Annotated in this window: 23 protein-coding genes; 1 reads left to right on the forward strand and 22 read right to left on the reverse strand. The window is 58.4% G+C overall.

The window, feature by feature from the left end:
- Positions 1 to 20: 20 nt before the first annotated feature.
- From KGB06_RS05425 to KGB06_RS05455, 7 genes are all read right to left on the reverse strand, one after another.
- On the reverse strand, positions 21 to 878 hold the full coding sequence (locus KGB06_RS05425) for a peptidoglycan DD-metalloendopeptidase family protein (RefSeq protein WP_223512323.1): 858 nt from the start codon (positions 876 to 878) through the stop codon (positions 21 to 23).
- A gap of 211 nt (positions 879 to 1,089) precedes the next feature.
- Positions 1,090 to 1,725 (reverse strand): protein-L-isoaspartate(D-aspartate) O-methyltransferase, encoded by a 636-nt coding sequence (locus KGB06_RS05430; RefSeq protein WP_172901226.1) that lies wholly within the window; start codon positions 1,723 to 1,725, stop codon positions 1,090 to 1,092.
- Positions 1,726 to 1,766: 41 nt separating this feature from the next.
- Complete coding sequence (gene surE / locus KGB06_RS05435; RefSeq protein WP_223512324.1) at positions 1,767 to 2,516, reverse strand: 5'/3'-nucleotidase SurE; 750 nt, start codon at positions 2,514 to 2,516, stop codon at positions 1,767 to 1,769.
- Complete coding sequence (gene truD / locus KGB06_RS05440) at positions 2,504 to 3,562, reverse strand: tRNA pseudouridine(13) synthase TruD (RefSeq protein ID WP_223512325.1); 1,059 nt, start codon at positions 3,560 to 3,562, stop codon at positions 2,504 to 2,506. The genes surE and truD overlap by 13 nt, the downstream gene beginning before the upstream one ends.
- A complete protein-coding gene (gene ispF, locus KGB06_RS05445; RefSeq protein ID WP_007949357.1) occupies positions 3,559 to 4,032 on the reverse strand; it encodes a 2-C-methyl-D-erythritol 2,4-cyclodiphosphate synthase in 474 nt (157 codons plus the stop codon). Before ispF ends, truD begins: the two co-directional genes overlap by 4 nt.
- A gap of 43 nt (positions 4,033 to 4,075) precedes the next feature.
- Positions 4,076 to 4,921, reverse strand: a complete 846-nt coding sequence (gene fghA / locus KGB06_RS05450; RefSeq protein ID WP_223512326.1) for an S-formylglutathione hydrolase — start codon at positions 4,919 to 4,921, stop codon at positions 4,076 to 4,078.
- An 8-nt stretch (positions 4,922 to 4,929) separates the two neighbouring features.
- Positions 4,930 to 6,042, reverse strand: a complete 1,113-nt coding sequence (locus KGB06_RS05455) for an S-(hydroxymethyl)glutathione dehydrogenase/class III alcohol dehydrogenase (protein ID WP_007949355.1) — start codon at positions 6,040 to 6,042, stop codon at positions 4,930 to 4,932.
- Positions 6,043 to 6,150: 108 nt separating this feature from the next.
- On the opposite strand from KGB06_RS05455, the gene KGB06_RS05460 reads away from it, so the two are divergent.
- A complete protein-coding gene (locus tag KGB06_RS05460; protein ID WP_223512327.1) occupies positions 6,151 to 7,047 on the forward strand; it encodes a LysR substrate-binding domain-containing protein in 897 nt (298 codons plus the stop codon).
- Between the two features lie 136 nt (positions 7,048 to 7,183).
- On the opposite strand, the gene ispD is transcribed toward KGB06_RS05460, so the two are convergent.
- The 15 genes from ispD to bamA all read right to left on the reverse strand — a co-directional run.
- Entirely contained in the window at positions 7,184 to 7,891 is a 708-nt protein-coding gene (gene ispD, locus KGB06_RS05465; RefSeq protein ID WP_223512330.1) for a 2-C-methyl-D-erythritol 4-phosphate cytidylyltransferase, read from the reverse strand.
- A complete protein-coding gene (gene ftsB / locus KGB06_RS05470) occupies positions 7,888 to 8,166 on the reverse strand; it encodes a cell division protein FtsB (protein WP_007949352.1) in 279 nt (92 codons plus the stop codon). The genes ispD and ftsB overlap by 4 nt, the downstream gene beginning before the upstream one ends.
- A gap of 171 nt (positions 8,167 to 8,337) precedes the next feature.
- Complete coding sequence (gene eno / locus KGB06_RS05475; RefSeq protein WP_223512333.1) at positions 8,338 to 9,627, reverse strand: phosphopyruvate hydratase; 1,290 nt, start codon at positions 9,625 to 9,627, stop codon at positions 8,338 to 8,340.
- A 163-nt stretch (positions 9,628 to 9,790) separates the two neighbouring features.
- The gene (gene kdsA / locus KGB06_RS05480) at positions 9,791 to 10,636 is read right to left on the reverse strand and encodes a 3-deoxy-8-phosphooctulonate synthase (RefSeq protein WP_033059920.1); all 846 of its coding nucleotides are present in this window, start codon (positions 10,634 to 10,636) and stop codon (positions 9,791 to 9,793) included.
- Between the two features lie 5 nt (positions 10,637 to 10,641).
- Positions 10,642 to 12,273: a CTP synthase gene (locus KGB06_RS05485; protein ID WP_010462795.1), complete on the reverse strand. Its 1,632-nt coding sequence runs from the start codon at positions 12,271 to 12,273 to the stop codon at positions 10,642 to 10,644.
- Positions 12,274 to 12,547: 274 nt separating this feature from the next.
- Complete coding sequence (gene tilS / locus KGB06_RS05490; protein WP_223512335.1) at positions 12,548 to 13,861, reverse strand: tRNA lysidine(34) synthetase TilS; 1,314 nt, start codon at positions 13,859 to 13,861, stop codon at positions 12,548 to 12,550.
- 123 nt (positions 13,862 to 13,984) lie between these two features.
- Positions 13,985 to 14,932, reverse strand: coding sequence for an acetyl-CoA carboxylase carboxyltransferase subunit alpha (locus tag KGB06_RS05495; protein ID WP_223512337.1), 948 nt, complete (start codon positions 14,930 to 14,932; stop codon positions 13,985 to 13,987).
- Between the two features lie 153 nt (positions 14,933 to 15,085).
- Entirely contained in the window at positions 15,086 to 18,607 is a 3,522-nt protein-coding gene (dnaE, locus tag KGB06_RS05500; protein WP_223512340.1) for a DNA polymerase III subunit alpha, read from the reverse strand.
- 76 nt (positions 18,608 to 18,683) lie between these two features.
- Positions 18,684 to 19,310 (reverse strand): ribonuclease HII, encoded by a 627-nt coding sequence (gene rnhB / locus KGB06_RS05505; RefSeq protein WP_170219102.1) that lies wholly within the window; start codon positions 19,308 to 19,310, stop codon positions 18,684 to 18,686.
- Between the two features lie 11 nt (positions 19,311 to 19,321).
- Complete coding sequence (gene lpxB / locus KGB06_RS05510; protein WP_223512344.1) at positions 19,322 to 20,452, reverse strand: lipid-A-disaccharide synthase; 1,131 nt, start codon at positions 20,450 to 20,452, stop codon at positions 19,322 to 19,324.
- Between the two features lie 2 nt (positions 20,453 to 20,454).
- The gene (gene lpxA / locus KGB06_RS05515) at positions 20,455 to 21,231 is read right to left on the reverse strand and encodes an acyl-ACP--UDP-N-acetylglucosamine O-acyltransferase (protein WP_223512347.1); all 777 of its coding nucleotides are present in this window, start codon (positions 21,229 to 21,231) and stop codon (positions 20,455 to 20,457) included.
- Complete coding sequence (gene fabZ / locus KGB06_RS05520) at positions 21,228 to 21,668, reverse strand: 3-hydroxyacyl-ACP dehydratase FabZ (protein ID WP_007907157.1); 441 nt, start codon at positions 21,666 to 21,668, stop codon at positions 21,228 to 21,230. The genes lpxA and fabZ overlap by 4 nt, the downstream gene beginning before the upstream one ends.
- A gap of 108 nt (positions 21,669 to 21,776) precedes the next feature.
- Positions 21,777 to 22,832, reverse strand: coding sequence for a UDP-3-O-(3-hydroxymyristoyl)glucosamine N-acyltransferase (gene lpxD, locus KGB06_RS05525; protein WP_223512350.1), 1,056 nt, complete (start codon positions 22,830 to 22,832; stop codon positions 21,777 to 21,779).
- A 2-nt stretch (positions 22,833 to 22,834) separates the two neighbouring features.
- Positions 22,835 to 23,338: an OmpH family outer membrane protein gene (locus tag KGB06_RS05530; protein ID WP_008028980.1), complete on the reverse strand. Its 504-nt coding sequence runs from the start codon at positions 23,336 to 23,338 to the stop codon at positions 22,835 to 22,837.
- Between the two features lie 45 nt (positions 23,339 to 23,383).
- The coding region (bamA, locus tag KGB06_RS05535) for an outer membrane protein assembly factor BamA (protein ID WP_223512353.1) at positions 23,384 to 24,521 on the reverse strand (1,138 nt) is incomplete at its 5' end.

Below are 24,521 nucleotides of genomic sequence, written 5' to 3' on the forward strand. Positions count from 1 at the left end.
GGAACAAGCTGGCTAACAAATCAACGACGTGGCAGGAATTGCAGCGGATCTACAGGTTTACCTTGGCGGCGAATCTCAAAATGCAGTTTCACCCGGTCTGTACCCGTTGACCCCATTTCGGCAATTGTCTGTCCGACCTTGACCTGCTGCCCCTCCCGAACCAAAAGCCTGCGGTTATGTCCGTAGGCACTGACGTAGGTTTCGCTGTGTTTGATGATGACTAATTCGCCGTAGCCCCTTAAGCCACTCCCGGCGTATACCACCGTCCCATCAGACGCAGCTAAAACAGGCTGTCCCAAATCTCCGGCGATATCAATTCCTTTATTCAAACTACCGTTTGATGAGAACTTTCCAATCAAAATACCATTAGATGGCCATCCCCAGCCGGTCGGGGCGGGACCAGCAGGAGGCAACGGAGCGGGGGTCTGCTTGCTGGCGACGGACGGTGTAACCACCTCTGTAGTCGTGGTTGCGCCATTCGGCTGGCGCCGGATTACCGTTGTTTTCAGCGACGACGAAGGCGCCGAACCGGACGCATTGGCCACCGCTGTCGGCGTTGATCCGGTGCGACCATCGAAGCGAATTATCTGACCCGGATGGATCGTATAGGGCGTAGGAATGTTGTTGCGTGCGGCGAGGGCTTTGTAGTCCCAGCCGTAGCGAAAAGCGATCGAGAACAGGGTGTCTTTTGGTCGAACGACATACTGACCTGTGGTCACTACCGGACGTTGCGGCGCAGCCTTGTTGCCTTCGACTACGCCTACGCTACTCGATTTGGTGCTGGAGCAACCGACCAGCAAGGTGCTCAAGACGAGGCCAGTCACCAGGCGCTGAAAGCTCGTTGTACTCATACGCTGCGCAATGACTGTGAGACTCACCCGCCGCTCCCTATGTGGTGGCTGAAATTGTGGATTGCCGTATTCCGGCTCGAAATGTCGCAAGTATAACGGGCCGAACCGGCTTTACCTTTAATGAAGCAAAATCGCTCCGCGCACACGTTTGCCTACTGACGATAAATACCGTTTAACCAATCGATGCCGCTGTAAGACACGGCCAATCGAAGAGAATTCAGCGCATAAAAACAAATGCTCAGGCCAGTGGCCCGTTGAGCAATGGCACGAAACGCACCGCCCCCAGAACACGTCGGGAAAAGCCTTGTTCTTCTCGGATGATCAGCATCAATTGCTGCACCTCACCGGAGCCGACCGGGATCACCAGTCGCCCCCCCGGAGCCAACTGATCGAGCAACGCCTGGGGCACATCAGTGGCCACTGCCGTGACGATGATGCCGTTGTAAGGCGCCAAAGCTGGCCAGCCCTCCCAACCATCGCCCCAACGAAACACCACGTTGCGCAGGTTCAGCTCCACCAGGCGTTCCTTGGCCCGGTCCTGCAAAACCTTGATGCGCTCTACGGAAAACACCCGCTCGACCAACTGTGACAGCACGGCCGTCTGGTAGCCCGAGCCGGTACCAATCTCCATCACCTTGTCCAAGGGACCTGCCTCCAGCAGCAACTCGCTCATGCGAGCCACCATATAAGGCTGGGAGATGGTCTGGTTATGCCCGATCGGCAACGCCGTGTCTTCGTAGGCGCGGTGGGCCAGCGCCTCGTCAACGAACAGGTGGCGCGGTGTCCGGCGAATGACTTCCAGCACCTTGGCGTTGGAAACGCCCTCTTCATACAGGCGCTGAATAAGGCGCTCGCGAGTCCGTTGAGAGGTCATCCCGATGCCACGGCGCAACATATCGTCATGTTCACGAGTCATTAGCGCAGCCCCTCCAGCCAGCCATCGAGACTTCTGAAGGCATCATTGAAGGTGCGATCCAGTTGCAGCGGTGTGATTGAAACGTAGCCCTGCATGACTGCATGGAAGTCGGTGCCCGGGCCGCCATCTTCTGCATCCCCGGCGGCGGCGATCCAGTAACCGGATTTGCCCCGCGGATCGACCACCTTCATCGGCGCCGCAGCGCGTGCGCGATGCCCGAGGCGGGTCAGCTGAATTCCGCGGATATGGTCCAGCGGCAAATTGGGAATGTTCACATTCAGTACCGTGCGCGGCGGCAGGTCGAGATCGCCATGGGCTTCGACCAGCTTGCGTGCAAAGTAGGCGGCTGTGGGAAGGTTCTCTACTTGGCGTGAGGCCAACGAAAATGCAAACGAAGGACGCACAAGGAAGCGCCCTTCGAGGGCGGCCGCCACAGTGCCGGAATACAACACGTCATCGCCCAGGTTAGCGCCGAGGTTGATCCCCGAGACGACCATGTCCGGTTCGCGTTCCAGCAAGCCGTTCAGGCCCAGGTGCACGCAATCGGTGGGTGTGCCGTTCAAGCTGATGAAGCCATTGGTCAGCGTTTGCGGGTGCAACGGACGGTCGAGCGTCAGCGAGCTGCTGGCGCCGCTTTTGTCCTGGTCCGGGGCGATAACCACACACTCGGTGTAATCCGCCAGCGCAGCATAAAGCGCGGCGAGACCGGGTGCAGTTACCCCATCGTCATTAGAAATCAGAATACGCATGGGCTGTCCGTCTGCCCCACCGGCACCAGATCAACGAGCTCGCGCACCAATACGGTGGCAAAGCATCCGGCCGGGAGGACGAATTCCAGTTGCAGAATGTCAGGCTCGGGATAATGCCACGTCAACCCACCAATGGGCAGCCGCAGGATGCGACGTTCGTGACTCATACCGGCGTTAATCAACCAATCACGCAAGTCCGCTTCGCGAGCGGCGATGTCCTGCTCCAGTACATGGACAGCGCCGGTCGCTGGCGAGTCACCTTCGCCCCACTGCGGGCCGGTCGGGTGCAGATCGAGAATCGCCAGACGCGGGTCGCTGCATTCCGCTTCACCGGCCGGAAAGAAACTGCGGCTGTCGGTGAAGGCCAGCAGATCGCCGACCTGAGCACGCTGCCAACTGCCATCGGCAACCCGTGCAGCCAACACCTGATTGAACAGGAAACTGCGCGCCGTGGAGAGCAGACGCGAGCGCACGTTGCGCTGCTCCGGCAACGCTTTGCGCGCCGCCCACGCACGGGCATCGACGACGTTACCGCCGTCAAAGCCGAAACGCTGGACGCCGAAATAATTGGGAATACCTTGCCTGGCGATCAATTGAAGCCGCTCTTCAATCGCCGCTTTGTCGCCAGCGAATTGCGTCAGGCGCAAGGTGAAGCCATTGGCCGAGTGAGCACCGCGTTGCAGCTTGCGTTTGTGTCGACCGGTCTTGAGGATTTTCAGTGTGTCGTTTTCCGCCGCCGACAAATCCGGGTCAGCCTTTCCCGGCAGTTGCACGCTGAACCATTGGCGCGTCAGCGCCTGACGATCCTTGAGCCCGGCATAACTGACAGTGCGCAATGGCACGCCCGCCGCCTTGGCGATCCGCCGTGCCGCTTCCTCGGTATTGAGACCGCGCTTTTCCACCCAGATCCACAAATGCTCGCCATCACCGCTGAGGGGGATGTTGAGCACTTCATCGACCTGAAAATCTTCTGCCGTGGCTTTCAGAACAGCGGTGCCAAGCGCCTCGCCATAGGCCCGTGGGCCGAGCAATTGCGATTCGTTCATGCGCGCAGCAACAAGGCAACGGAGTGCACGGCAATGCCTTCTTCGCGACCGACAAAGCCAAGCTTTTCGGTGGTGGTAGCTTTCACGTTCACTTGATCCAACTCAACTTGAAGATCCGCGGCAATCAGCGCGCGCATCGATTCGATATGCGGGGCCATTTTCGGCGCCTGGGCGACGATGGTGTTATCAACGTTGCCGACTTTCCAGCCTTTGGCGTGAATCAGCGCGACGACGTGGCGCAGCAGCCCCCGGCTATCAGCACCCTTGAATGTCGGATCGGTGTCCGGGAAATGCTTGCCGATATCACCCAACGCGGCCGCGCCGAGCAAAGCATCACTCAAGGCGTGCAGCAGGACGTCACCGTCGGAGTGAGCGAGCAGCCCGAAGCCGTGTGCAATGCGCACGCCGCCCAGAGTAATGAAATCGCCTTCAGCGAAACGGTGCACATCATAGCCGTGGCCAATACGCATAAAAAAACGCCCCGATTTTTGTCAGGGCGTGATTCTACCTGCATTAGACGCCTAGGGCGCGTCCATGATGTTGCAAGTGGTCGTCGATAAAACTGGCGATAAAGAAATAGCTGTGGTCGTAGCCCGGCTGCAAGCGCAACGTTAGCGGATGACCGGCCAGTTTGGCCGCCTGTTGCAAGGCTTCAGGCTTGAGCTGAGTGGCGAGGAAATCATCACGATCGCCTTGATCGACCAGCAGCGGCAGCTTCTCTTCGGCCTCGGCGATCAGGGCGCAAGCATCCCATTCGCGCCACTTCGAACGGTCCTCTCCCAGGTAACGAGAGAAGGCCTTCTGACCCCACGGGCAGTCCATCGGATTGTTGATCGGCGAGAACGCCGACACCGACTGATAACGACCCGGATTGCGCAAGGCGCAGACCAGCGCGCCATGGCCGCCCATGGAGTGACCACTGATGCCACGCTTGTCCGACGCGGGGAAATGGGCCTCGACCAATGCCGGCAATTCCTGCACCACATAGTCATGCATCCGATAGTGCCGCGACCAAGGCTCTTGGGTAGCATTCAGATAAAACCCGGCGCCGAGGCCGAAGTCCCAAGCGCCGTCTGGATCACCCGGCACATCGGGACCGCGCGGGCTGGTGTCCGGCGCAATGATGATCAGCCCCAACTCAGCCGCCATGCGCATGGCCCCGGCCTTTTGCATGAAGTTCTCGTCGGTGCAGGTCAGGCCAGACAACCAATACAGCACAGGCAGCTTGCCACCCTGCTCCGCTTGCGGCGGCAGGTACACGGCAAACACCATGTCGCAGCCGAGCACGTCGGAGCGATGCCGGTAGCGCTTGTGCCAGCCGCCAAAGCTTTTCTGGCAGGAGATATTTTCCAGGCTCATGACCGACCTCAGAAATGAATGACGGAACGGATGCTTTTGCCTTCGTGCATCAGGTCGAACGCCTTGTTGATATCTTCCAGGCCCATGGTGTGGGTGATGAACGTATCCAGCGGAATTTCGCCGGTAGCGGCCATTTCGACGTAGCTTGGCAACTCGGTACGGCCGCGCACACCGCCGAACGCAGAACCGCGCCAGACGCGACCGGTGACCAGCTGGAATGGACGGGTGGCGATTTCCTGACCGGCACCGGCGACACCGATGATCACCGACTCACCCCAGCCTTTGTGGCAGCACTCAAGGGCGGCGCGCATCAATTGCACATTGCCGATGCATTCGAAGGAAAAGTCGACGCCGCCATCGGTCATGTCGACGATGACTTCCTGGATCGGACGATCGAAGTCTTTCGGGTTCACACAATCGGTTGCACCCAGCTGCTTGGCGATCTCGAATTTGGCCGGGTTGATGTCGATGGCAATGATGCGTGCAGCCTTGGCTTTTACCGCGCCGATAACCGCCGACAGACCAATGCCGCCGAGACCAAAAATGGCCACGGTATCACCGGGTTTCACCTTGGCCGTATTGAGCACCGCGCCGATGCCGGTGGTGACACCGCAGCCCAGCAGGCAAACTTTTTCCAGCGGCGCTTCTTTAGCAATCTTGGCGACGGAAATTTCCGGCAACACGGTGTATTCGGAAAACGTCGAAGTGCCCATGTAGTGGAAAATCGGCTGGCCCTTGTAGGAAAAGCGCGAAGTGCCATCTGGCATCAAACCTTTGCCCTGGGTCGCGCGAATCGCCTGACACAGGTTGGTTTTGCCCGACAGGCAGAATTTGCACTGACGGCATTCCGGGGTGTACAGCGGGATCACATGATCGCCCACTGCCACCGACGTCACGCCCTCGCCAATCGCCTCAACCACCGCGCCACCTTCGTGACCGAGAATTGACGGGAATATGCCTTCCGGGTCAGCGCCCGACAGGGTGTAGGCATCGGTATGGCAAACACCGGAGGCAACCACACGCAACAGAACTTCGCCGGCCTTGGGCATGGCGACATCGACTTCGACGATCTCGAGGGGTTTCTTGGCCTCGAAGGCAACGGCAGCGCGCGACTTGATCATGTGGATTCTCCGATGAATAAAAAACGAGATAGGGAGTGTAATACAGCGCCTTACGATGAATAATCCGGACAAAAGCAAAACATTATTGCCACACAGGGATAATCATCGATGTCCGAGAGCCGCTGGGAAGGGATCGACGAATTCGTCGCCGTGGCCGAATGCAGCCAATTCACCGCCGCTGCCGAACGCCTTGGGGTTTCTTCCTCTCACATCAGTCGACAAATCGTACGCCTTGAAGAGCGCCTTCAGACCCGCCTTCTTTACCGCAGCACCCGTCGTGTGACGCTGACGGAAGCCGGGCAAACTTTCTTGCAACATTGCCAGCGCCTGCAAGACGGCCGAGAAGAAGCCTTGCGCGCGGTCGGCGACCTGACCAGCGAACCCAAAGGAATGCTGCGCATGACCTGCGCCGTGGCGTACGGCGAGCGCTTTATCGTGCCGCTGGTAACGCGCTTCATGGGGCTCTACCCGCAACTGCGTGTCGACATCGAATTGAGCAACCGCCCGCTCGACCTGGTGCATGAAGGCCTGGACCTGGCGATCCGTCTTGGTCGCCTGCAAGATTCGCGACTGGTTGCCACACGCCTGGCACCACGACGCATGTACCTGTGCGCATCACCGTCCTACCTGGAACGCTATGGTCGGCCACACAGCTTGTCGGAATTGAGCCGCCACAACTGCCTCATCGGCAGCTCGGACCTGTGGCAACTGGAACAGAACGGGCGGGAATTTTCGCAGAGGGTACAGGGAAACTGGCGCTGCAACAGTGGGCAAGCGGTGCTGGATGCCGCGCTACAGGGCGTGGGGTTGTGTCAGTTGCCGGACTATTACGTGCTGGAGCATTTGAAAAGCGGCGCATTGATTTCACTGCTGGAGGCGCATCAACCGCCGAATACGGCCGTTTGGGCGCTTTATCCGCAGCAACGGCATCTGTCGCCCAAGGTGCGCAAGTTGGTGGATTATTTGAAGGAGGGGTTGGCTGAGCGGCCGGAATATCGAACTTAGATGTGCTTGCAGTTTTCAGTGACTAGTTTGCTGACTGATAGAGCGCCATCGCGAGCAGGCTCGCTCCCACAGGGAAATGCATTCCATTGTGGGAGCGAGCCTGCTCGCGATGGCGGTAGAGAGACCAACGAATAATCTAGCGGCGATTAGCCCAACGCTGACGCAACCATTCGAGGTCTTCCGGACGCGTAACCTTGAGGTTGTCGGACCGGCCTTCAATCAGACGCGGCGACATGCCTGCCCATTCCATCGCTGATGCTTCATCGGTAACGACCGCATCTGCCACCAGACTGTCCGCCAACGCCCGATGCAGCGCGCCAAGGCGAAACATCTGCGGCGTGTAAGCTTGCCAGATCACGCTGCGATCGACGGTTTCGACGACACGACCGTGCTTGTCGACCCGCTTGAGGGTGTCGCGTGCCGGAACCGCCAGCAACCCGCCTACGGGATCATCAGCCAGTTCGCCCAGCAATTTGTCCAGATCATCGCGGCTCAGATTCGGTCGCGCGGCGTCGTGAACCAGCACCCAGTCTTCATCGTCAGCACCCAGCGCATGCAAATGCAGCAACGCATTGAGTACCGATCCGGAACGTTCGGTGCCGCCGTCAACCCGCTGAATTCGCGAATCGGCGGCGCAGGCCAAGTTTGGCCAATAAGGATCATCAACAGCAAGACTGACCACCAACCCTTTCAGGGAAGGATGATCAAGGAAACAGCCGAGGCTGTGTTCGAGAATAGTGCGTCCGCCCAGTTGCAGGTATTGCTTGGGACGGTCTGCGGCCATACGGGCACCGACGCCCGCGGCAGGAATCACGGCCCAGAAGGCCGGTAACGAGGAATTCATTGAGCCAACTGGAAAAGGGTTTCGCCGTCCTTGACCATGCCTAACTCATGGCGAGCCCGCTCTTCAACAGTCTCCATACCTTTTTTCAGTTCGCTGACTTCGGCGTCCATCACCCGATTGCGCTCCAGCAACCCTTCGTTCTCAGCCTGTTGATCCTTGATCTGCTGAGTCAGCTCAGCCACTTGCGCCAGACTGCCATTACCCACCCACAGGCGGTATTGCAGGCCAGCCAGCAACAAGAGCAAGACGAGGAACAACCAATTGGGACTGCGCATCGAATATCAGGTTTCCAGTGAAAAAAGACAGCCATGCAAAAACTTTGAAGCTTCTGATAGCACGAAGCCTGGAAGAACCAGGCTTGTGCTGATAAGGCATCAGATTAGTGGCAAATTGATCGCTGTTGCGATTTTTTCGACACAATCCGGTGTCTTTTTACCATTTAGCAATTAACCGCGGAACTCACTGCGGCCATTGTATTTGGCTTTACCGTTCAACTGCTCTTCGATACGCAGCAGTTGGTTGTACTTGGAAACGCGGTCCGAACGGCACAGGGAACCGGTTTTGATCTGGCCAGCCGACGTGCCCACAGCCAGGTCGGCGATGGTCGAATCTTCGGTTTCACCGGAACGGTGCGAGATCACAGCCGTGTAACCAGCGGCCTTGGCCATCTGGATGGCTTCCAAGGTTTCGGTCAGGGTGCCGATCTGGTTGAACTTGATCAGGATCGAGTTGGCGATCTTTTTATCGATGCCTTCTTTCAGGATCTTGGTGTTGGTTACGAACAGGTCGTCGCCTACCAGCTGGGTCTTCTCGCCGATTTTGTCGGTGAGGATTTTCCAGCCAGCCCAGTCGGACTCGTCCAGGCCGTCTTCGATCGAGATGATCGGATAACGCTCGGTCAGACCTTTCAGGTAGTCAGCGAAACCTTCAGCGGTAAACACCTGGCCTTCGCCGGACAGGTTGTACTTGCCGTCTTCGTAGAACTCGCTAGCGGCGCAGTCCAGTGCCAGGGTCACGTCGGTGCCCAGCTTGTAACCGGCGTTGGCCACGGCTTCGGAGATCACTTTCAAAGCGTCTTCGTTGGAGGCCAGGTTCGGTGCGAAACCACCTTCGTCACCAACAGCAGTGCTCAGGCCACGGGCCTTCAGCACAGCTTTGAGGTGATGGAAAATCTCGGTGCCCATGCGCAGACCTTCCGAGAAAGACTTGGCGCCAACCGGCTGAACCATGAATTCCTGGATGTCGACGTTGTTATCGGCGTGCTCGCCACCGTTGATGATGTTCATCATCGGTACCGGCATCGAGTAAACACCCGGGGTGCCGTTCAGGTTGGCGATGTGAGCGTACAGCGGCAGGTCCTGGTCCTGTGCTGCTGCCTTGGCCGCAGCCAGGGAAACGGCGAGGATCGCGTTGGCGCCCAGGGAGCCTTTGTTTTCGGTACCGTCGAGCTTGATCATCGCGTGATCCAGCGCTTTCTGGTCGCTTGGGTCCATGCCTTTCAACAGGTCGCGGATCGGACCGTTGATGTTGCCGACGGCTTTGAGCACGCCTTTGCCCAGGTAACGGCTCTTGTCGCCATCACGCAGCTCGAGCGCTTCACGCGAGCCAGTGGAAGCACCGGACGGCGCGCAGGCGCTGCCGATGATGCCGTTATCGAGAAGCACATCCGCTTCCACGGTGGGATTGCCACGGGAGTCGAGAACTTCACGACCTTTGATGTCGACGATTTTTGCCATTGTTGTAAACACTCCAAAGTTGACGAAAACGCTGCAGGAGCACGGCTTGCCGGCGATGGGGCCCTCAAGGACGCCATCGCTGGCAAGCCATGCTCCTACAAGAGCAGTGCGGCCAGCGGGCCAGAGCGATAATTCGTGCGGTACTTTACCGGAGAATTGAGATTTACGCGGTTTCTACCGTCGGAAAACTCTTCACCAGTTCGTCCAAAGCTTTGAGCTGGGCCAGGAATGGCTCCAGTTTGTCCAGACGCAAGGCGCAAGGGCCGTCGCATTTGGCGTTGTCCGGGTCCGGGTGTGCTTCGAGGAACAGGCCAGCCAACGACTGGCTCATACCGGCTTTTGCCAGGTCGAGGACCTGGGCGCGACGGCCACCGGCGGAATCGGAGCGACCGCCCGGCATTTGCAGCGCGTGGGTCACGTCGAAGAACACCGGGTATTCGAACTGCTTCATGATGCCGAAGCCGAGCATGTCGACAACCAGGTTGTTGTAGCCGAAGCTCGATCCGCGTTCGCAGAGGATCAACTGATCGTTACCCGCTTCCACGCATTTGCTCAGGATGTGTTTCATTTCCTGGGGTGCGAGGAATTGGGCTTTCTTGATGTTGATCACCGCACCGGTCTTGGCCATCGCGACCACGAGGTCGGTCTGGCGTGACAGGAAAGCCGGCAACTGAATGATGTCGCAGACTTCAGCGACGACCGCGGCCTGATCAGGCTCGTGGACGTCGGTGATGATCGGCACGCCGAAGGCTTGCTTGATGTCCTGGAAAATGCGCATGCCCTCTTCCAGGCCGGGGCCACGGTAAGAGGTCACGGAGGAACGGTTGGCCTTGTCGAAGCTGGCCTTGAACACATAAGGGATACCGAGTTTCTCGGTGACCTTTACATACTCTTCGCAGACCTGCATCGCCATGTCGCGGCTTTCCAGCACGTTCATGCCACCGAACAGCACCATTGGCTTGTCGTTGGCAATCTCGATATCGCCTACGCGGATGATTTTCTGCGCCATCAAATTTACGCCTTCTTCTGGTGTTGAACCAAAGCTGCTTTAACGAAACCGCTGAACAACGGGTGACCGTCGCGTGGCGTCGAGGTGAACTCAGGGTGGAACTGGCAAGCGACGAACCATGGATGATCCGGGGCTTCAACCACTTCAACCAGCGCGCCATCACCGGAACGACCGGAGATTTTCAGGCCGGCTTCCATGATCTGCGGCAGCAGGTTGTTGTTCACTTCGTAGCGGTGACGATGACGCTCAACGATGACGTCTTTGGCGTAGCAGTCGTGCACCAGCGAACCCGGTTCCAGCAGGCAATCCTGAGCGCCGAGGCGCATGGTGCCGCCCAGGTCAGACGACTCGGTACGGGTTTCGACGGCGCCGGTAGCGTCTTCCCACTCGGTGATCAGACCCACGACCGGATGGCCGCTGGCACGATCGAACTCGGTGGAGTTGGCGTCTTTCCAGCCCAGCACGTTACGAGCGAACTCGATCACGGCCACTTGCATGCCCAGGCAGATGCCCAGGTACGGAACCTTGTTTTCGCGAGCGTATTGAACGGCGGTGATCTTGCCTTCCACGCCACGCAGACCGAAGCCGCCCGGCACGAGGATCGCGTCAACACCTTCCAGCAGCGCAGTGCCCTGGTTTTCGATGTCTTCGGAATCGATGTAGCGCAGGTTGACCTTGGTGCGGTTGCTGATGCCGGCGTGACTCATCGCTTCGATCAGCGACTTGTAGGCGTCCAGCAACTCCATGTACTTGCCGACCATCGCGATGGTGACTTCGTGCTCCGGGTTCAGCTTGGCGTCAACCACGGCTTCCCACTCGGACAGGTCGGCGCTGCCGCATTGCAGGCCGAAACGCTCGACGACGAAATCATCCAGGCCCTGGGAATGCAGAATGCCCGGGATCTTGTAGATGGTGTCGGCGTCTTCCAGCGCGATCACTGCACGTTCTTCAACGTTGGTGAACTGTGCGATCTTGCGGCGCGAAGAGATGTCGATCGGGTGATCGGAGCGGCAGACCAGCACGTCTGGTTGCAAGCCAATGGAACGCAGTTCCTTGACCGAGTGCTGAGTCGGCTTGGTTTTGGTTTCACCGGCCGTGGCGATGTACGGCACCAGTGTCAGGTGCATCAGCATCGCGCGCTTGGCGCCGACTTCGAAACGCAATTGACGGATCGCTTCCAGGAACGGTTGCGATTCGATGTCACCCACGGTGCCACCGATCTCGACCATCGCCACGTCGGCATCGCCGGCGCCCTTGATGATCCGGCGTTTGATTTCGTCGGTGATGTGCGGGATCACCTGAATGGTGGCACCCAGGTAATCACCACGGCGCTCTTTGCGCAGCACGTGCTCGTAGACACGGCCAGTGGTGAAGTTATTGTTCTGGGTCATGGTCGTGCGGATGAACCGCTCGTAGTGGCCCAGGTCCAGGTCAGTCTCGGCGCCGTCGTGGGTGACGAACACTTCACCGTGCTGGAACGGGCTCATTGTGCCCGGGTCCACGTTGATGTACGGGTCCAGCTTCAGCATGGTGACCTTAAGTCCCCGCGCCTCCAGGATGGCCGCCAATGAAGCCGAGGCAATGCCTTTCCCCAATGAAGAAACAACACCGCCCGTGACGAATATGTAGCGCGTCATGAAAAACCCTAGAAGTCTGCGTTAAAGCGGTCCGAGCCGCCGGGGAAAGCGAAGGAAGGCCGAAGCCCCCGATCACCTGCATTAATCACAGTGCACCTTTCAAAAAAACCGCCGCGTTGGGACAGACCGGCAGATGAAACACCGGTACGTTGCTCGCTACACATTTTTTGGAATCGCCCAGCAAAGACTGCTTGGTAATCGGCAACTCCTGCAATTCAGGCGAATCCACAGAAGTTGTATCAAGAAGGGAGCGTAGTCTACCGGAAAGCCCCTTTCAGCTCAAACCTTGATCTTCGCTCGGTGGCAGCCAATGCAAATGCCAGCCTTCCTGCCCACTGCCATTCAAGCCCCGTACGTTGGCCACCGCCAGCAATTGCCCGTCGCGATAGACCAGCGGCAATCTGCCACGGGCGAAGCCCGGAACACCGCGCTCGTTGAGCAAACGCTTCAGGTCGCGGTGGCCGCGATCAGCAAAATGCATGACCTCACCTCCCTCACGATAGCGGATTTGCAGTGGACCATCGGGGATTTGTCCGGTGAGCGTGAGCACGCCATTCTCCGGCAACACCAGCGACTTCAAAGGATCAGCCCATTGGACGGCAGGCGGCGGACTGCATAGCCAATAGCCCGACAGCCACCAAATCCGCCCCGCCGAACGATGCAGTTCGCCATCCGCCAATCGCCAGACCGGACGAGCATCACCGGAGGCATCGCGCAAATCCTCCCAACCCGACCAATGGTCGCTGTCAGGCAATCTCGTCAGCGATGCGAGCCAGTGGCTTAGCGCATTGCGTTGGCGCGCGGCGGAGCGTTTTGCGAGGGAAGCCAGCTCCAGAGAGGGCAAGCCCAGCCAGTCAAAATCATTGACCGTGGTCGCTTCGGCCAGATCGATCTGTGCCAACTCATCAAGCAATGCCTGCGCTTCGCTCAAGTGCGCAGCGCTACGGGCCATGGTCGCCACTGCTTGAGGCCAGCGCTCGGTCAACACCGGGAACACCTGATGCCGCAGGTAGTTGCGAGAGAACTGCCGATCCTGGTTCGAAGGATCTTCGATCCAGCTCAGCTGATGGGCTGTTGCATAGGCTTCAAGTTCGCCGCGACTGACGTCCAGCAATGGCCGCAGCAGATGACCCCGGCCCAACCGACGCTGGCTCGGCATCCCCGACAAACCTCTCACCCCTGCCCCGCGCAACAGTCGAAACAACAGGGTTTCTGCCTGATCGTCACGGTGCTGGGCGGTCAGCAGCAGTTCATTGGCCTGAGTGGCTTCAACGAATGCGCCGTAACGCGCATCCCGAGCGGCACGCTCAAGGCTGGCGCCGGGCTGAACTTGAACGTGAATCACCTTTAACGGCACACCCAAGGCATCACAGACGGCCTGACAATGTTCCGGCCACGCATCCGCCGCAGCCTGAAGGCCGTGATGGACATGGATGGCGCTGAGCGCTGGCAGGGATTGGGTTTTTGCGAGGTGGGCGAGCAGGTGCAGCAGGACGGTGGAATCGAGACCACCGGAGAAGGCAATACGCCAGGTTGACGCGTTACGCCACGGTGCAAGTTGCTTGAGAAGTGTTGCGCAAAGAGTCATGGACGCATCAAAACCTGTAGGAGCAGAGCTTGCTCGCGATGAACGATAACGCGGTCGGTCTGTTAAACCGAGGCGTCCCAATCGCGGGCAAGCCTCGCTCCTACATGATGCAGGAGCGTTAGATCAGAGACCGTAGCTCATCAATCGCGCGTAACGGCGGGCCAGCAGTGCGTCATTGTCGAACTTCTTCAACATCGCCAATTGCGAGGTCAGCTCGGCACGGATCGATGCCGCCGCCGCCGCTGGATTGCGATGTGCGCCGCCCAATGGCTCGCTGATCACCTTATCCACAATGCCCAGGCCTTTCAGGCGCTCGGCGGTGATGCCCATGGCTTCAGCGGCATCCGGCGCTTTATCGGCGGTTTTCCACAGGATCGATGCGCAACCTTCCGGCGAAATTACCGCGTAGGTCGAGTACTGCAGCATGTTCAGTTGATCGCAAACACCGATTGCCAGAGCACCACCGGAACCACCTTCACCGATCACGGTGGCGATGATTGGGGTTTTCAAGCGAGCCATGACACGCAGGTTCCAGGCAATCGCCTCACTCTGGTTACGCTCTTCAGCGTCGATACCAGGGTAGGCGCCGGGGGTGTCGATAAAGGTCAGGATCGGCATCTTGAAGCGCTCGGCCATTTCCATCAGGCGGCACGCCTTGCGGTAGCCTTCCGGACGCGGCATGCCGAAGTTGCGGCGAACTTTCTCGCGCACTTCACGGCCTTTCTGGTGACCGATGATCATCACCGGCTGGTCGTCCAGACGAGCGATACCGCCAACGATGGCTGCGTCATCAGAGAAGTGACGGTCGCCGTGCAATTCGTCGAACTCGGTGAAGATGTGTTCGATGTAGTCCAGGGTATACGGACGTTTCGGGTGACGCGCCAGACGTGCGATCTGCCAGCTGGTCAGCTTGCCGAAGATGTCTTCGGTCAGCGTGCTGCTTTTGTCCTGCAGGCGGGAGATCTCATCGCCGATATTCAGCGAATTGTCGTTACCGACCAAGCGCAACTCTTCGATCTTGGCTTGCAGGTCGGCGATCGGCTGTTCGAAATCTAGAAAATTCGGGTTCATAGGCGTCCGTCTTGGGTCGACGTCCAAGAGAGCTTGGGCCGGCCGGTTGTCTATTCGCGCCCTACCTTAAGGGAGAGGCGCGTTCAGGTCGAGATTAAAAATTCAGGTCGAGATCAGGGCGCACTCTTCATGACAAAAAATGGCACCTGACCGTCAACGGTATTGGAGGAAGACGTTGTCTCGCCCGAACTGGTCACGCAAGGCTTGAATCAACGCATCCGCCGGGTCGATTCGCCAGGTCTCGCCGAACTGCAGCAAGGCCTTCGCATCGGGGCTCGTGTACTCCATGGTGATCGGGCACGCGCCGCGGTGACGCTTGAACAATTCACCCAGCCAGCGTAGCTGATCGTTCTTCAAATCCTTGGTATGCAGCTTCAGGCGCAGGCTTTCTGCAAGGTTGGTGCGTGCATCTTCCATGCTCATCACCCGCTTGACCCGCAGCTTCAGACCTCCGGAGAAGTCGTCATTACTGACCTCACCTTCGACCACCACCATCGCATCAGTCTGCAACAGCGACTGCGCAGAATGGAACGCCTCGGCAAACAGCGAAGCCTCGATCCGTCCGGAACGGTCATCGAGGGTGATGAACCCCATTTTGTCGCCCTTTTTGTTCTTCATCACTCGCAGGGCGATGATCATGCCGGCGACCGTCTGGGTGTCGCGTGCCGGCTTCAGATCGATGATGCGCTGACGGGCAAAGCGACGGATTTCACCTTCGTATTCATCTATCGGGTGACCGGTCAGGTACAGGCCCAGGGTGTCTTTCTCCCCTTTCAGCCGTTCCTTGAGTGTCAGTTCCTTGGCCTTGCGATGGCTGGCATAGACGTCCGCGTCTTCCTCGACAAACAACCCGCCAAACAAGTCGGCATGGCCGCTGTCCTGGGTGCGTGCGGTTTGTTCAGCGGCCTTGATCGCCCCTTCCATCGCGGCCAGCAACACAGCGCGATTCTGGTCAATGCTCGCTTGATAAGCCTTCGGCTCATCATGGAAATAAGGCCCCAGACGATCCAGCGCACCGCTGCGGATCAACCCGTCCAGGGTGCGTTTGTTGATACGTTTGAGATCGACACGGGCGCAGAAATCGAACAGATCCTTGAACGGTCCGTCCTGGCGCGCCTCGGTGATCGCTTCCACCGGACCTTCGCCAACGCCCTTGATCGCGCCAAGGCCGTAAATAATCCGGCCTTCGTCATTCACCGTGAACTTGAACTCGGAGGCATTCACATCCGGTGCGTCGAGACGCAGCTTCATGGTGCGAATTTCTTCGATCAAGGTCACGACCTTGTCGGTGTTGTGCATGTCCGCCGACAGCACCGCCGCCATGAACGGCGCCGGGTAATGCGTTTTCAACCACGCGGTTTGGTACGACACCAGACCGTACGCAGCGGAGTGAGACTTGTTGAAACCGTAACCGGCGAACTTCTCCACCAGGTCGAAAATGTTACCGGCCAGGTCCGCGTCGATGTTGTTGGTCGCGCAACCTTCAATGAAGCCGCCACGCTGCTTGGCCATTTCTTCGGGCTTTTTCTTACCCATGGCGCGACGCAGCATGTCCGCACCACCGAGGGTGTAACCGGCCATGACCTGGGCAATCTGCATCACCTGTTCCTGATACAGGATGATGCCGTAAGTCGGTGCCAGTACCGGTTTGAGGCCTTCGTACTGGTAATCCGAATGCGGGTACGCGAGTTCGGCGCGACCGTGCTTACGGTTGATGAAGTCGTCCACCATGCCCGATTGCAATGGGCCCGGACGGAACAGGGCCACCAGTGCGATCAAGTCTTCCAGGCAGTCAGGCTTGAGCTTTTTGATCAGCTCCTTCATGCCGCGGGATTCGAGCTGGAACACCGCCGTGGTTTCGGCTTTTTGCAGCAGCGTGTAGGTTGGCTTGTCGTCCAGCGGAATAAACGCGATGTCCAGCGGCGGTTGATCGACCTTGGCGCGGTCGCGGTTGATGGTTTTCAGCGCCCAATCGATAACTGTCAGGGTCCGCAGACCCAGGAAGTCGAACTTCACCAGACCGGCCGCTTCAACGTCATCCTTGTCGAACTGGGTGACCAGACCGTCACCGGCCTCATCGCAATAGATCGGCGAGAAGTCGGTCAGTTTGGTCGGCGCAATAACCACACCACCGGCGTGCTTGCCGACGTTTCGCACAACGCCTTCGAGCTTGCGGGCCATTTCCCAGATTTCGGCGGCTTCTTCATCGACCTTGATGAAGTCACGCAGGATCTCTTCCTGCTCATACGCCTTTTCCAGGGTCATGCCGACTTCAAACGGAATCATCTTCGACAGACGATCCGCCAGACCGTAGGACTTGCCCTGCACCCGCGCCACGTCGCGGACCACAGCCTTGGCTGCCATGGAACCGAAGGTGATGATCTGGCTTACCGCGTTGCGACCGTATTTCTCGGCCACGTATTCAATCACCCGATCACGACCGTCCATGCAGAAGTCGACGTCGAAGTCGGGCATCGATACCCGTTCCGGGTTAAGGAAACGTTCAAACAGCAGGTCATATTCCAGCGGATCGAGGTCGGTGATCTTCTGTACATAGGCCACCAGCGACCCGGCACCCGACCCCCGGCCAGGACCTACCGGTACGCCGTTGCTCTTGGCCCACTGGATAAAGTCCATCACGATCAGGAAGTAACCGGGGAAGCCCATCTGGATGATGATATCCAGCTCGAAATTCAGCCGGTCGACGTAGACCTGACGCTTGGCTTCATAGTCTTCTGTGGTGTCCTTGGGTAACAGAACGGTCAGACGCTCTTCCAGGCCATCGAAGGACACCTTGCGGAAATACTCGTCGATGGTCATGCCATCGGGAATCGGGAAGTTGGGCAGGAAGTGCTTTCCGAGCTTCACTTCGATGTTGCAGCGCTTGGCGATCTCGACAGTGTTTTCCAGCGCCTCGGGCAGGTCACTGAACAGCTCAGCCATTTCCTCGGCGCTTTTGAGGTACTGCTGATCGCTGTAATTCTTCGAACGCCGAGGATCGTCGAGGGCACGGCCCTCACCAATGCACACGCGGGTTTCGTGGGCGGCGAAGTCTTCCTGCTTGATGAAGCGCACGTCGTTGGTCGCGACCAGTGGCGCGCCGATTTTCTCGGCCAAGGCCACGGCACCGTGCAGCTGCTCTTCGTCGTTGGGGCGATTGGTGCGCTGGATTTCCAGATAGAAGCGATCCGGGAACACCGTCATCCATTCGCGTGCGAGGTTTTCCGCCTCGGCCGGGTTGCCGCTGAGCATGGCCAGGCCGATTTCGCCCTCTTTCGCCGCCGACAGCATGATCAAGCCTTCGCTGGCCTCGGCCACCCATTCGCGCTCGATGATGACCGAGCCATTGCGCTGGCCGTCAATGAAGCCACGGGAGATCAGTTCGGTCAGGTTGCGATAGCCGACCGCGTTCATGGCCAGCAGACTGATCCGGCTCAGGGCGTTGTCTGGATCCTTGTTCGACAGCCACAAGTCGGCACCGCAGATCGGCTTGATCCCGGCACCCATGGAGGCTTTATAGAATTTGACCAGGGAACACATGTTGTTCTGATCAGTGACCGCTACGGCAGGCATGTTCATGCCGACCAGGGTCTTGACCAGCGGTTTGATCCGCACCAGACCGTCGACCAGGGAATACTCAGTGTGCAGGCGTAGGTGAACGAATGAAGCCGGCATAGTGATCCTGCGTTATGTCATGAAAACAACAAGGCCCGGATTGTACCGGGCCTTGGAAAAAACATCAGCCTTGCGACTAACTCTCGATCAGACTTTCCCGCGCCTCGTACGCCAGGCGGACCGGGGCGAACGAGCGGCGGTGAATCGGCGTCGGCCCCAAGCGGGCCAGCGCTTCCAGATGAACGGGCGTCGGGTAGCCTTTGTGCCCGCCGATGCCGTAACCCGGGTAAATCAGTTCAAACGCCGCCATTTCGCGGTCGCGGCTGACCTTGGCCAGAATCGATGCCGCAGCAATGGCCGGGACCTTGCCGTCGCCCTGCACTACCGCTTCAGCGCGCATGGACAGTTTCGGGCAACGATTGCCGTCGATCATCGCCAGTTTCGGCTGAATGTGCAGGCCTTCGACCGCGCGCTGCATCGCCAGCATGGTGGCGTGCAGGATGTTCAGCTCGTCGATTTCTTCGACTTCGGCCCGAGCGATGCACCAGCTCAGGGCTTTTTCGCAAATTTCGTCATAGAGTTTTTCGCGGCGGGCTTCGGTGAGCTTCTTTGAGTCATTCAGGCCGAGGATCGGTCGATTTGGATCGAGGATCACTGCAGCCGTGACCACTGCACCGCAGAGCGGGCCGCGACCGACTTCGTCGACACCGGCCACGAGGTCTTCGACTTCGGCGACCAGGGTGAAGTCCAGGCCCATCTGAATGCTGGTTTTGCTCATTGTGGTTTGCCGATCAGGTTCAGTATTGCGTCCGCCGCCTGATTGGAGGCGTCCAGGCGCAAGGTACGGTGGATTTCGTCGAAGCCGCGAGTCTGTTCCTCGCCACCTTCGATCAAGGGTGAAAGTGTTTGAGCGAGGGCTTCGACCGTCGCATCGTCCTGCAGCAACTCGGGCACCAACAAGCGCTGGGCCAGCAGGTTCGGCAACGAAACGTAAGGACTTTTCACCATCCGTTTGAGAATCCAGAACGTCAGGGGCGCCAGTCGATACGCCACCACCATCGGCCGCTTGTACAGCAACGCTTCAAGGGTAGCCGTACCGGAAGCGATCAGCACCGCGTCGCAGGCCGCCAATGCCAGATGGGATTTGCCATCGAGCAAAGTCAGCGGCAGATCACGACCGGCCAGCAGCTCTTCAAGCTGTGCGCGGCGTTCCGGGTTGGCGCACGGCATGACGAATCGCACGCCCGGACGCAGGGCGCGCAGGCGCTGGGCGGTGTCGAGGAACAATGCACCGAGCCGGCCCACTTCACCACCACGACTGCCAGGCATCAGAGCAACCAGCGGACCGTCCGGCAAATCAAGCTCAGCCCGCGCGGCGGCTCGATCAGCCTCAAGTGGAATCGCATCGGCCAGGGAGTGTCCGACAAACCGCACCGGCACGCCCTTCTCTTCATAGAATTTCGCTTCGAACGGGAACAGCGTCAGCATCAGGTCGCAGCCTTCGCGAATCTTCAGCACACGCTTCTGACGCCACGCCCACACCGACGGGCTAACGTAATGCACGGTCTTGATCCCGGCCTGACGCAGCTTGAGTTCGATATTGAGATTGAAGTCCGGGGCATCGATACCGATGAACACGTCCGGCTTTTCGGCGATCAGGTCGGCGATCAGCTTTTTGCGACGCGCCAGCAATTCACGCAGTCGCCCCAACACTTCCACCAGGCCCATGACCGATAGCCGTTCCATGGGGAAGTATGAGACCAGCCCTTCAGCCTGCATCAACGGGCCACCGACACCAATGAATTCCACCGCCGGATGCTGAGCCTTGAGTGCGCGCATGAGGCCCGCGCCCAGAATGTCACCGGAAGCCTCACCCGCTACCAGCGCAATACGCAGATTAGCCATGATTAACGGGTGATGCCGCGAGTCGAAGACTGGATGGAGTCACGGAATACCGCGACCTCCGGGAACTGGTCAGAGGGTTCGGCGAGTTCGGTGAGCGCTTGCTCGATCGTCAGGCCCTGGCGATAAACCACCTTGTAGGCACGACGCAGTGCGTGGATCGCGTCTTCGCTGAAACCACGACGACGCATGCCCTCGAAGTTCATGCTGCGGGCCTCGGCGGGGTTGCCGAATACCGTGACGTATGCTGGAACGTCCTTGCCGATGGCAGTCCCCATGCCGGAAAAGCTGTGGGAGCCAATGTGGCAATACTGATGTACCAGGGTGAAACCGGAGAGGATCGCCCAGTCTTCTACGTGCACATGCCCGGCCAGCGCAGTGTTGTTGACCAGGATGCAGTGGTTACCGATAACGCTGTCGTGGCCGATGTGGGCATAGGCCATGATCAGGTTGTGATCGCCCAGGGTCGTTTCCGAACGGTCCTGAACCGTCCCGCGATGAATCGTCACGCCTTCACGGATGACGTTGTGGTCACCGATGACCAGACGGGTTTCTTCGCCTTTGTATTTCAGATCGGGCGTGTCCTCACCTACCGACGAAAACTGGTAGATGCGGTTGTGCTTACCGATTCGGGTCGGGCCTTTGAGAATCACGTGCGGCCCGATCACTGTTCCCTCGCCGATTTCCACACCTGCGCCGATGATCGACCACGGGCCGACCTCGACGTCGTCGGCCAGAACGGCCGTCGGATCGATGATTGCGCGAGGGTCAATCAAACTCATAGCTTGCGTTCCGCACAGATGATTTCAGCGGAGCAGACTGGTTTGCCGTCGACCGAAGCCTGGCATTCGAACTTCCAGATCTGACGCTTGCAGCTCAGGAACTTGGCTTCAAGGATCAACTGATCGCCCGGCAGCACTGGCTGACGGAAGCGCAGCTTGTCAGAGCCCACGAAGTAGTAAAGGGTGCCGTCCGCCGGTTTCACGTCGAGCATTTTGAAACCAAGGATCCCGGCAGCCTGAGCCATCGCCTCGATGATCAGTACGCCCGGCATGATTGGATGCGCAGGGAAGTGACCATTGAAGAACGGTTCGTTGATGCTGACATTCTTGTAGGCGCGAATGCGCTTGCCTTCCACATCCAGATCCACGACCCGGTCCACCAGCAGGAACGGGTAACGGTGAGGCAGGTATTCGCGAATCTCGTTGATGTCCATCATTTCGGGGGGAAGCCTATGTAAAGATTGGGAGCGCGCGACTGACACGCGCCCCTCTAGCAAATCAAGCAGGCAGTCTAACGGCTGTGCATACTTGATATGGAAATGGTATCAGCCATCTGATGAAGCATTACCGTCAGGGGTCACTTCCCCTACACGCTTTTCCAGCTGTCGCAGACGCCGCGCGATGTCATCGAGCTGACGGATGCGAGCCGCGCTTTTGCGCCATTCGGCTGCTGGCTGCATTGCCGTACCGGAAGAATAGGAACCCTTTTCGGTAATCGAGTGGGTCACCATGGTCATCCCGGTGATGAAAACGTTGTCGCAAATTTCGATATGTCCCACCAGCCCTACGCCACCAGCGAGCATGCAATGCTTGCCGATTTTGGTGCTGCCGGAGATCCCCACACAGGCGGCCATGGCGGTGTGATCACCGACCTGAACGTTATGGGCGATCTGGATCTGGTTGTCGAGCTTCACACCATTGCCAAGAATGGTATCGGCCAACGCACCGCGATCAATAGCGGTGTTCACGCCAATTTCCACATCGTCACCGACCAGCACACCACCAATCTGGGCAATTTTCTGCCAGACACCTTTCTCGTTGGCAAAACCGAAACCTTCGCCACCAAGCACGGCACCTGACTGAATGACCACTCGTTTGCCGATGCGTACGTCGTGATACAGCGTGACCCGCGGGGCCAGCCAGCCACCCTCACCAATCTCGCAGCGGGCACCGATGAAGCAATGAGCACCAATGGTCACACCCGCGGCAATACGCGCGCAGCTTTCGATCACGGCAAAGGCGCCGATGCTCGCCGCTGGATCAACAACCGCGTCCGCTGCCACTACCGCTGTCGGATGAATACCGGCAGCCGCTTTCGGCTTTGGATCGAACAGGTGGGAAATACGCGCGTAGGCCAGATACGGATCAGGCACCACCAGCGCATTACCGGCAAAACCTTCGGCATCGGCGGCCTTCAGCAACAGTGCTGCGGCCCGGCTGTCTGCCAGGTATTTGCGGTATTGAGGGTTTGCGAGAAAGCTCAACTGAGCTGGGCCAGCCTCTTGCAAAGTGGCCAGCCCAGTAATTTCTTTCTCCGGGTCGCCACGTAGCGTGGCGCCGAGGAACTCGGCCAACTGACCGAGCTTTATAGTCGCTGTCATGATTACTTCAGCTGATTCATGCGCTCGATAACCTGGCGAGTGATGTCGTACTGAGGCTTGACATCAATCACTGCGCCACGCTCGAAGACCAGGTCAAAAGCACCTTTCTTGATAACTTCTTCCACAGCGCTGTCCAGTTTCGGCTTGAGCTGCTTCAGCATTTCACGGTCGGCAACGGCTTTCGCTTCGTTCAGTTCCTTGGACTGGAACTGGAAGTCACGAGCCTTTTGCTTGAACTCGAGTTCAAGGCGCTCACGCTCGCCTTGCTGCATCTTGTCGCCACCAGCCATCAGACGATCCTGAATGCCTTTGGCACTGCTTTCCAGCGTCTTGAGCTTGGTCAGTTGCGGGCCAAACTTCTTCTCGGCATCCACGGCGTATTTCTTGGCCGCGTCGGATTCCAGCAAAGCCATCTGATAGTTCAGAACGGCGATTTTCATGTCGGCAAAAGCCGGACCTGCTACCAGTACGGTGGCGAGGAGAACCAATTGAGTCAACTTACGCACGATGCACTCCTACAAAATCCATTGTCGTTATTCTGGAGCAGACGCTTAGAACGTCTGGCCAAGAGAGAATTGGAACACTTGAGTTTCAGCGTTATCCGGTTCTTTTACCGGCATTGCCAGTGCGAAACTCAGCGGCCCCAGCGCTGTTACCCATGTAACACCAACACCCACGGAGCTGGCCATGTCGCTGAAGCTGATATCGTTACATTGCGTATTGGACTTCGACTGAGGGTTGGTATTGGTGGTTTGCTCGCACTTGGAGTCAAACACATTACCCACATCCCAGAATACCGAAGTGCGCAAGGAACGTTGATCCTTGACGAACGGCAGCGGGAACAGAAGCTCTGCACCACCTTGAATCAGGACGTTGCCGCCGAACGGCAGTGGATCCTGATCCGGGTCTGCAAGAGTACCCTGGTTACCAGTAACGCCCTGGCCACGGCTCGGCGTACTGCGCGGGCCCAACGTACTGTCCTTGAAGCCACGAACCGAATTGAAACCACCAGCGAAGTAGTTTTCGTAGAACGGCAAGCCGTCCGTCGAGCCGTACCCATCGCCATAACCCAATTCAGTATGCAGGCGCATGGTGTAGTTTTCAGACAATGGCTGGAACAACTGGCCACGGTAATCGAGCTTGAAGAACGACAGATCGCTACCCGGTGTGGTGACTTCCGCCGTCAAACTTTGAGAATGACCACGGGTCGCCAATACGCCTTTGTTCAGGGTGGACTCGGACCAGCCAGCTGAAGCCTTGAAGTTCAGGTATTCGTCGCCTTCACGGTTAACAAAGTCGAAAATCTCGTCGACGGTGTATTGACCGGTCTTGATCTTGTCTTGCTGTCCAGTCAGACCAAAGGTCAGACGCGATGTTTCGCTGATCGGGTAACCGACGCTCACACCAGCACCCAAGCTGTCTACGGCATAGCTTGCTACGTCGACATCAAGATCATCGTAGTTGGTGGTGCGATAGAAAGCGTTGTAACCCAGGCTCACACCGTCAGCAGTCCAGTACGGGTCGACATAACCGAAGTTATAACGGCTCTGGTATTCGCTTTTGGTCAAGCCGATGCTGACCTTGTTACCGGTACCCAGGAAGTTGTTCTGGGTGATCGAACCACCGAGGATCAGGCCGGCACTTTGTGCGAAGCCAATGCTGGCAGTGATCGAACCGGAAGCCTGTTCT

The sequence above is a fragment of the Pseudomonas sp. GL-B-19 genome (genome assembly GCF_019956415.1).
GTDB lineage: Bacteria > Pseudomonadota > Gammaproteobacteria > Pseudomonadales > Pseudomonadaceae > Aquipseudomonas.

Excerpts from the sequence above, each read along its gene's own strand:
- KGB06_RS05430 (WP_172901226.1), bottom strand. The coding sequence starts at position 1,725 with ATGACCTCTCAACGGACTCGCGAGCGCCTTATTCAGCGCCTGTATGAA.
- surE (WP_223512324.1), bottom strand. The coding sequence starts at position 2,516 with ATGCGTATTCTGATTTCTAATGACGATGGGGTAACTGCACCCGGTCTC.
- truD (WP_223512325.1), bottom strand. The coding sequence starts at position 3,562 with ATGAACGAATCGCAATTGCTCGGCCCACGGGCCTATGGCGAGGCGCTT.
- ispF (WP_007949357.1), bottom strand. The coding sequence starts at position 4,032 with ATGCGTATTGGCCACGGCTATGATGTGCACCGTTTCGCTGAAGGCGAT.
- fghA (WP_223512326.1), bottom strand. The coding sequence starts at position 4,921 with ATGAGCCTGGAAAATATCTCCTGCCAGAAAAGCTTTGGCGGCTGGCAC.
- KGB06_RS05455 (WP_007949355.1), bottom strand. The coding sequence starts at position 6,042 with ATGATCAAGTCGCGCGCTGCCGTTGCCTTCGAGGCCAAGAAACCCCTC.
- KGB06_RS05460 (WP_223512327.1), top strand. The coding sequence starts at position 6,151 with ATGTCCGAGAGCCGCTGGGAAGGGATCGACGAATTCGTCGCCGTGGCC.
- ispD (WP_223512330.1), bottom strand. The coding sequence starts at position 7,891 with ATGAATTCCTCGTTACCGGCCTTCTGGGCCGTGATTCCTGCCGCGGGC.
- ftsB (WP_007949352.1), bottom strand. The coding sequence starts at position 8,166 with ATGCGCAGTCCCAATTGGTTGTTCCTCGTCTTGCTCTTGTTGCTGGCT.
- eno (WP_223512333.1), bottom strand. The coding sequence starts at position 9,627 with ATGGCAAAAATCGTCGACATCAAAGGTCGTGAAGTTCTCGACTCCCGT.
- kdsA (WP_033059920.1), bottom strand. The coding sequence starts at position 10,636 with ATGGCGCAGAAAATCATCCGCGTAGGCGATATCGAGATTGCCAACGAC.
- KGB06_RS05485 (WP_010462795.1), bottom strand. The coding sequence starts at position 12,273 with ATGACGCGCTACATATTCGTCACGGGCGGTGTTGTTTCTTCATTGGGG.
- tilS (WP_223512335.1), bottom strand. The coding sequence starts at position 13,861 with ATGACTCTTTGCGCAACACTTCTCAAGCAACTTGCACCGTGGCGTAAC.
- KGB06_RS05495 (WP_223512337.1), bottom strand. The coding sequence starts at position 14,932 with ATGAACCCGAATTTTCTAGATTTCGAACAGCCGATCGCCGACCTGCAA.
- dnaE (WP_223512340.1), bottom strand. The coding sequence starts at position 18,607 with ATGCCGGCTTCATTCGTTCACCTACGCCTGCACACTGAGTATTCCCTG.
- lpxB (WP_223512344.1), bottom strand. The coding sequence starts at position 20,452 with ATGGCTAATCTGCGTATTGCGCTGGTAGCGGGTGAGGCTTCCGGTGAC.
- lpxA (WP_223512347.1), bottom strand. The coding sequence starts at position 21,231 with ATGAGTTTGATTGACCCTCGCGCAATCATCGATCCGACGGCCGTTCTG.
- fabZ (WP_007907157.1), bottom strand. The coding sequence starts at position 21,668 with ATGATGGACATCAACGAGATTCGCGAATACCTGCCTCACCGTTACCCG.
- lpxD (WP_223512350.1), bottom strand. The coding sequence starts at position 22,832 with ATGACAGCGACTATAAAGCTCGGTCAGTTGGCCGAGTTCCTCGGCGCC.